Genomic DNA, 7,459 nt, shown 5'->3' on the forward strand with positions numbered 1-7,459 from the left:
GTCAGGCCTGCGTCCGAGATCGCCGCCGATTTCACCATCGGACTGGTCAGGACATGATCGTCGAATAGATTGCGGAGCAGCGCGACCACTTTTGTTTGGGGCGCGTCCTGAGGTTCATAACGGGTGAGCAGATAGCGCACGAAATCAAACTTCAGCGTTCCCCCCGCATCACGCACAACGCCTAAGAGATCGCGCGTCATCAGTAAGAACTGACTCATCGACGATACATCCAGCATTTGCGGATGCACCGTCACAATCATGGAGGTAGCCGCGCACAGGCTGGCAAGTGTCAAGAAACCAAGCTGGGGAGGGCAGTCAATCACCACGACATCGTAATCGTCCGCCACTTCGTCAATTGCACTTGCCACACGCGCGAAAAAAATCGCGCCCGCATCCGACGCACTGCCGTCTGCCAAGACCTTCGGCGTGGTATGCTCGAACTCCATTAGTTCCAAATTACCGGGGACAAGATCGAGGCCATCAAAATATGTATGACGGATCACATCGCGCAGGGGACGACGACCCTCATCATACCGGATTGCTGCGTAGAGCGTCTCGTTGTGCCCCACATGCAGCTCGGGCAGCACGCCGAGCAGGGCGGAAAGACTTGCTTGCGGATCGAGATCGATTGCCAATACTCGATAACCCGCCAATGCTAGATATTGGGCGAGATGTGCCGATGTCGTGGTCTTTCCGCTGCCGCCCTTAAAATTCGTCACGGCAAGCACCTGCAAGTGCTCACCCTCTCGGCGGTGCGGAACAAAGTCGATTGCTTCGCGGCCGCGGGCGTTAGCTGCAAAGATTGCTCGAATTTCGTTGATGTCGGAGAGGGAGTAGAAGCGCCGGCCGTTGCTCGCAGTTTCAGGTAACGGACCGTCACCCGCGAGAGTCATCTTCCGAAGCGTAGAGTCAGACACGCCGATGAGCTTGGCAGCTTCTCCAGACGTGAAACGGCGCAAAGCCTTACTGGCGGTTGGCGGAAACAGAGTTTCGCTGATACTCTGAAGCTGCGACCCCAAAAGCTCAGCATGCGCGCCAATGACATCATCAACGTTTGGTAGTCGCGCTCTGTCAATCTGCGCCGAAGCGTTCACGTTAATCTCTCCAATCACGTTTTTTCCGCAGAAATGCCGAATATCCGTGATGATACCTGCGAAGCGTTTGCGAGCAAGGCGATTTTAGTTAACAAAACCTTAACGCGTCGCCATCCTTCGTCAGCGGAAATCTCCGGAATGCCTTTTAAGTGCATATTTTTCAGTGCTTTATCTTCTTGGCATCGATAGTTTCAGAACGAAAGCGCTCATTTTAAATTTTCGATTTGGTGTGCGCTGACATCAGGGCAAAGCCCCTTAACTCAATGCTTTTTCAGACAGGTCTGCGCGAAATCGGCCCTCTTCTACCGAATCGCTATTCGAAAAAGCTCCACCCAGAAGACCCTCGCGCTGCGTGGAAAGGAGTTTGAGGGTGGGAGCTCAAGGGGTTTTCCTAATATCGTCTGGCCGGCCGCAATGGCCAAGCATTACCGTGGATTTCGCCACCTCATGGCCTGGGCCATCGAAGGCACAGCTTTCATACTTCCCGTCGCCGATGATACCCTCATTAGGATCATGCAGGAAAAGACCATGGCCGCCCGTTTTGCTCAATTAAGTCGATATAGCTGGAAATGCCGAAACCAATTCAGATTACGAGAGCACTGGCGTCCCTATTCATCGTCTTCACGCTGGTCAGCTGTGTCGCTGATCCTCCGAATGAGGTGACTAAATATGCCGGCCTGCAGAAAAGGGGCGGCGGGCCATCGCTGACTAGCTTCAAGACAACAGAACCGCCCGGAACAATCATCGTAGAGCCGGATGTCCACAAGCTCTATCTCGTCCAGGATGACAACACGGCACTGGCCTACAACGTCGCGGTCGGTCGAGAAGGCCATGACTTTTCGGGAAAGGCTGTCATCGGGAGGAAAGCCGAATGGCCGACCTGGACGCCAACAAGCTCAATGATACGCGACCGTCCAAAGGTCAACGCACCTCTAGCTGCGGGACTCCCCGGCAGCGAGACGAATCCGCTCGGCGCTCGTGCCCTATACCTCTACCAGGGCGGCGCCGACACCCTCTATCGCATTCATGGGACCAATGACCCAGCATCCATAGGCAAATCCGTATCCAGCGGTTGCATCCGGCTGCTCAACAGCGATGTCATTGATTTATATGATCGTGTAGGTCAGGGCACGCATGTCATCGTCCGCTAGGACTTATACGAAAGTCTTAGTGAAAACTGTCATCGAAATGTCAGGTTTTGTTGACACCCCGCATCTTAGTCGCTTGACTAAAGGGTGTAAATCACCCCCTGAAATGCATCGAATACGGGAAGACATCATGCCTCAAGTACGCAATTTTCTTCGCTTTACGAATGAAGCAGGCCTTGAGGGTGAAATTCATCAAAACGGTACGCTGTATCATATTACTGGCGAACCTTCAGGACCGTATAGCTTCTATATGTTCGGATACTCACCGCGCGGCCGAAAGGTCGCGATTGGCGGAATTGGAAAGCGCTTCGACGCGAATGGCGATGAATATCTGCACCTACGCGTGTCACTCCCAGATGGCCCGTTCGAAGCAAACTTCACCGAAGATCCACGAGCAGTCGCATTCCTGCCTCTTTCTTCACAAAACATCGTAACTTCGTCTGATACGGCGACCGCGGTTTAAACAATCGCGCGCAAAGTGCTTCCAGCAATAGGGTCGCGACCAATTGGCCGCGGCTTTGTCTCGAAGTCCGCCGCCATCTTTTCCCTTCGCTGTCAATGACCAAGCATCTGCAAGGCAGATGACATCTGTTGAACCGTGCCTCGGCTTCGCCTGCGGCCGCACCACCTCAACAGATGTGTCATGACCGCGAATGAAAAAGCCGTCGGGCGGGCAGCACCCTCCCTCCTTTGCCCCCGGAAAACTTGGTTTTCCAGGGAAAAGGAATGGATGCCTTGCCCATGGCGGACCGTTGAAAACAACGCAATCGACGGAGCAAGAAATGAAGAATATGGAGCGCTTGAACTACGTGCAGTTTGACGCAACGCGGGAAACATTCGAAGGCAATATCGCATCGCTTGAGTTTGACGAAGACATTCGCGGCGTCAAACTTGACAACAACAATGAAGGCTCACCTGCATATCGCGTTTACGGCAAAACCCCGAAAGACCGGGAGGTGGAGATCGGGGCAGTTTGGCGGCGTAAGAACGAACATGGTCAGGAGTACTTTCAGATGTCGGTGCATATGCCAGGACGCACTGTGCGGGCAAATCTTGGCAAGTATCCGGGCGAGATCGACGACAAGCTCATGTCAGTGATCTTCTGGCGCGATTAGACAGCCAAATCCAGGGCCGGCGCTTCGGCGTTGGCCCTTTGCTTCAGGGGATGAAGATCGGCCTAGAAGCCGACCTTCATGAGCGGAATACCTGCCTTGCGTGCCTTGTCGGCCAGGTTCTGGTTGATGCCATTACCAGGCGTGACGATCATCCCCTTGGGCATCATTTCGACAATCTTGTCGTTGCGCTTGAAGGGCGCGGACTTGTTGCGGTGCGCGGTCCAGTCGGGCTTGCAAACCACCTGCGCCACCTTGCGAAGTTCTGCCCATTTGGCGGCGATGAGCTCGGCCCCCTTGGGCGAACCGCCGTGGATCAGAACCATATCCGGGTACTTCTTGTGTGTCTGGTCGAGAGCATGGAAGATGGCCTCGTGGTCCTGATAATCGGCGCCGCCCGTGAACGCGATCTTGGTGCCGGTCGGGCAATAGATTTCCTTCTCTTCGTGGCGCTTCCTGGCGAGATAGTCGCGACTGTCGATAACCGCTGCGGTAAGCCCATTGAACGAGGTCTTTGAACCAGTGCGCGGTAGCCATTCATAGCCGACGCTTACCCTATAGTGGTCCGCAGCAAGATCTCGCATCGCCTCGAAGGCATTGCGCATTTCAGTCAGCGTATCCCCTTCGGCAGCTTTCCTTTCCAGTTCGACGCTGCTGATCTCACTGCCATCCTGCACGGCGATCAAGCTTCGCTGTTCGGCTTCATTGTCATCGAGCTTCTTCTGCGCTCGGGTCAGACGGCGGTGAAACACATTGGCGACGGCCCACAGCACCTCGGACAGTTCGTCTTCCAGCCGGGTGTTGGTGAACATGGTTTCAAGGCTTTCGAATATGCCGGCGACACCGATCTCAACAGTCTCTGCGGTGGGAAGAGGGCGGTAGTCGTGCTCATCGCCGTTCGGGCGGTAGCCAAAGAGGGCGATTTCTTGGAGGAGGTGCGCGGTCGGGCTCTGCGGCTGCTGAACTTCGGTTGTGTAGGCGTTCATCGGTTCGTCCTCTCGTTTTTCTTGCGGTTTGTATGGGGCGATAAAAGAACCGAAAGGGCAGGGCAGACACCCGTAGGGCCGAGCGCAAGCGCTGGACCCCAACCGAAAAGAAAAGGGGAGGGTCCACTGAGGGTGGAAACCGCTTTTGTTGAGAGGGCGGGGTTGTCCTTTGTCCTGTCAGACCGCCTTTGCGGTCGGCTTTCGGTTCATCGCCAAAGCCATACAACCCGCTACGGAAAACGACTTGTCAGGCGAAACTGTGCGTCGGCCAAACGTTATGGCATGCGCAGACCAGCCCATGGTACCGGCCTGGTGATCGCCGCCATGATCTGCCGGTCGAGGTTTTCCCGCAGGACCTGCCTGCCCAACTTGCGCAGATCGTCGTTGAAGTCGTCGAGCGTCGGCACAAGATCGACCACCTCGATGCCTCGCTCTTCGGCCCGGCTGCGCAACTGGCGGCTTGCCAGTTCGCCGGCATCGTCTCTGTCGCGGCCGATGAACAGCCGCGTGCAGCTCAATGGCGGATCGAACAGAGACAGATGCGTTGCCGTCAGGCAAGCGGCCAGCTCCGCGACTGGATACACCGAGCCGATGGACAGCACTGTTTCAATGCCTTCTCCGGCAATGATGTCACCTCCCGCACTGCTTGAGTGAAACCGCACGGCGTTGCCGTAGAGCTGGCCCGAAACCCGCTTGGGTTCGATGATGCGCGCGACAGAGTTGTTTTTCAGATCGAGCCAGGTTCGCGCACATGCCATGACCGCGCCGTCATTATCCGTCACGGCCGCCAGCATGGCAGGCAACTGCCGGGACTGACCGTCCTCATCGCGAAAGAAAACGCGGGGATGATACTTGAGGGCTGGCCCGAAGCGGCTGATATCCCGCCCGCGCAGATAGCGCTCTACGGGCGTATCCTTGAACGGTTTGCCGTAGGAGAAGAGCTTGCGGCCGGATTCGACCTGATCGACATTGGAGGGTGGCTTCTCGTGATCATTCCCGGCTCGGCCAGGATCAGCCGACACCTCCGGCAGATTCAGGAAACGACGGGCTTCCTTGCAGGTTTCGGAAAAACTGCCTGCCCCGACGATACTCTCCAGCAGATCGAGAAGATCACCATATTCATGGGTCGCACGATCGGCCCACTTGCCAGCCCTGCGCGTGCCGGCGTCTCTAAGACGCACGGCCATGGATCTACCGGGGTCACCGTATTTGTTGCCCACCTGCCAATAGTTGCCCGCCCGCCGACCGGCGGGCAGATAGGTACGGCAGAACTGTTCGGTTCGCGCAGCGAGCTGATCGGAAAGTTGGGAGGCAGAAATCATGTCCACCTCTCCCTGACTGCGACGATCTTCGTGCCTTCCAGCACTTTTGCGAGAACGCTTTCGTCGTCCGGAACGAAAAGGCGTGTCTTCCATGCGATGGTCTCCGTATAGCAGCCAAGCGCCTTGAAAGCTTTCAAATCCCCCGGTTTGAAGTCTAGCATCTCGATGCGGTGACGATCCATCACTTTCGACCTCCGAAGCTTGATTTTATTGGACAATGTGAATTGGGCATTGCCAATCAGGAGGGCGTGTAGCACCTCCTCCGGATCAAGCTTGATGGCATCCGAAACGCCGAGTTGAGCTGCGAGATTGACCGCATCGATATGGGTCAACATGCGGCCGAGGACACGCTCTCCGTCCTCGGCAGTGAGGCGGTAGACCTGCGTGTTGGACTGTGGAAGGTGCTGCCAGATCGGCAGCAGAAGGCCGGCCACAATCGTGATCGTCGATGTGTCGAATTGGGGGATGGTCTCGACCTTGGTCGCCCATGCCCTTTCGAACGCAGCACGCTCGACGGGCTTCCAGCTGGAATCCGCCAGAGTCGATCGGTGCATCGCCTTGTTAAACATCGGCTGGATCAACTGCACGCGCCGGATCGGATCGCCCGCTTCGGTGAACCAGGTCGCCGATGGGATAACAATGGCAGCGTCGCCGGTCTTCTTGTCGAGATAGGTTTGGGCGTCAGGCTGACGCTCCAGAAACCGGCGCGCATCGTCGAGCGACATCGGTTTGTTTCGGGTGAGCCTCTCGATCGTCAGGATCTCGGTCTTGCTGTGACCGTGTTCGTAGATCGGCGCGCGCTTTTTGACGGTGAAGCGTTCACCCGTGAGCGTCTCCAGGCCGACCTCATAGGTGCCAGCCTCAATCGCCTCTTCGACGATCCCGTCGAGGATTTGGGTGAATGCTTCAAACACCGTGTTCTGCATAGCAATCGTGAGCGCCAGGCAGCGATTGAGAAACTGGCTGATCGGAGGCAGGGCTTCGCGTAGCGACCCGTCCTGATCGGTCAGCGCCAGACCGGTCACCTCCTCGAACTTCGTCAGCGAGCACGACGGAATCTTGCCGGCATAGAGCTGGCTGAAGAACCGGCGCAATGCAGCGCGGGCGTAGTCGCTCTCTAGATTGTCTTCCGGTCGGAACATATTTTGACCGCCAGTCTGGCGCTGACCTTTGGTGATGGCGCCAAGACTGTCGAGGCGACGTGCGATCGTGGACAGGAACCGCTTCTCGCCTTTCACATTGGTCGCACAGGGGCGGAACAACGGCGGCTGCGCCTGATTTGTGCGGTGTGTCCGCCCGAGCCCCTGGATGGCTGCGTCCGCGCGCCATCCGGCTTCCAGTAGATAGTGAACCCGTTTGCGTGTGTTGGCCGCGGACAGGTCAGCATGATACGAACGACCGGTCCCGCCGGCGTCCGAGAATGCAAGAATCTTCTTGCTGTCGCCCATGAACGCATCGGTTTCGGAGTAGTTCGACGATGCCGGACGGCGCTCCAGTGTCATGCGCCCGTCGCGCGTCTTGACGATCCGGCGCGAGCGTCCGGTGATTTCGGCCACCTGTTCGGTCCCGAAATGGCAAATGATCTGGTCAAGCGCCGACTGAACGGGAGGCAAGGCGCCAAGATGCTCGATCAGCTCATTACGCGCTTCGAGCGCTTCCCGGCTGACAACCGGATTGCCGTTTGCATCGTGAACCGGGCGGGAGCGCAGTTCCCCGTTCTCGTCCTCGAAGGCTTCGAATAGCTGGGTCGGAAAGGAGCTGTTGAGATAGTCCAGCACATAATATGCCGCGTCGGCG

The 7,459-nt window shown here is 57.0% G+C and carries 7 protein-coding genes; 3 read left to right on the top strand and 4 right to left on the bottom strand.

Annotated elements, in window-relative coordinates:
- Positions 1-1,112, bottom strand: a 1,112-nt coding sequence (gene repA, locus B4E36_RS00780) for a plasmid partitioning protein RepA (protein ID WP_345899854.1), incomplete at its 3' end; no start/stop codon positions are given.
- A gap of 551 nt (positions 1,113-1,663) precedes the next feature.
- Between repA and B4E36_RS00785 the strand changes: the two genes are divergently transcribed.
- From B4E36_RS00785 to B4E36_RS00795, 3 genes are all read left to right on the top strand, one after another.
- Positions 1,664-2,245 carry a L,D-transpeptidase gene (locus B4E36_RS00785; protein ID WP_018067304.1) on the top strand — a complete coding sequence of 194 codons (582 nt, stop codon included), beginning with the start codon at positions 1,664-1,666 and terminating at the stop codon, positions 2,243-2,245.
- Between the two features lie 19 nt (positions 2,246-2,264).
- A complete protein-coding gene (locus B4E36_RS00790) occupies positions 2,265-2,705 on the top strand; it encodes a hypothetical protein (RefSeq protein ID WP_155122294.1) in 441 nt (146 codons plus the stop codon).
- Positions 2,706-2,895: 190 nt separating this feature from the next.
- Positions 2,896-3,357 (top strand): DUF736 domain-containing protein, encoded by a 462-nt coding sequence (locus B4E36_RS00795; protein ID WP_155122295.1) that lies wholly within the window; start codon positions 2,896-2,898, stop codon positions 3,355-3,357.
- Between the two features lie 62 nt (positions 3,358-3,419).
- Here the strand turns inward: B4E36_RS00795 and B4E36_RS00800 are convergent, their stop codons facing one another.
- The 3 genes from B4E36_RS00800 to B4E36_RS00810 all read right to left on the bottom strand — a co-directional run.
- Positions 3,420-4,340 carry a DUF2493 domain-containing protein gene (locus tag B4E36_RS00800; RefSeq protein WP_018067307.1) on the bottom strand — a complete coding sequence of 307 codons (921 nt, stop codon included), beginning with the start codon at positions 4,338-4,340 and terminating at the stop codon, positions 3,420-3,422.
- Between the two features lie 275 nt (positions 4,341-4,615).
- On the bottom strand, positions 4,616-5,662 hold the full coding sequence (locus tag B4E36_RS00805) for a DUF7146 domain-containing protein (RefSeq protein ID WP_018067308.1): 1,047 nt from the start codon (positions 5,660-5,662) through the stop codon (positions 4,616-4,618).
- Positions 5,659-7,459: strawberry notch C-terminal domain-containing protein (locus tag B4E36_RS00810; protein ID WP_345899855.1), on the bottom strand; the 1,801-nt coding region annotated here is incomplete at its 5' end. The genes B4E36_RS00805 and B4E36_RS00810, both read right to left, overlap by 4 nt.

It is taken from the genome of Martelella sp. UBA3392 (assembly GCF_002358775.1).
Taxonomy (GTDB): Bacteria; Pseudomonadota; Alphaproteobacteria; order Rhizobiales; family Rhizobiaceae; genus Martelella; species Martelella mediterranea.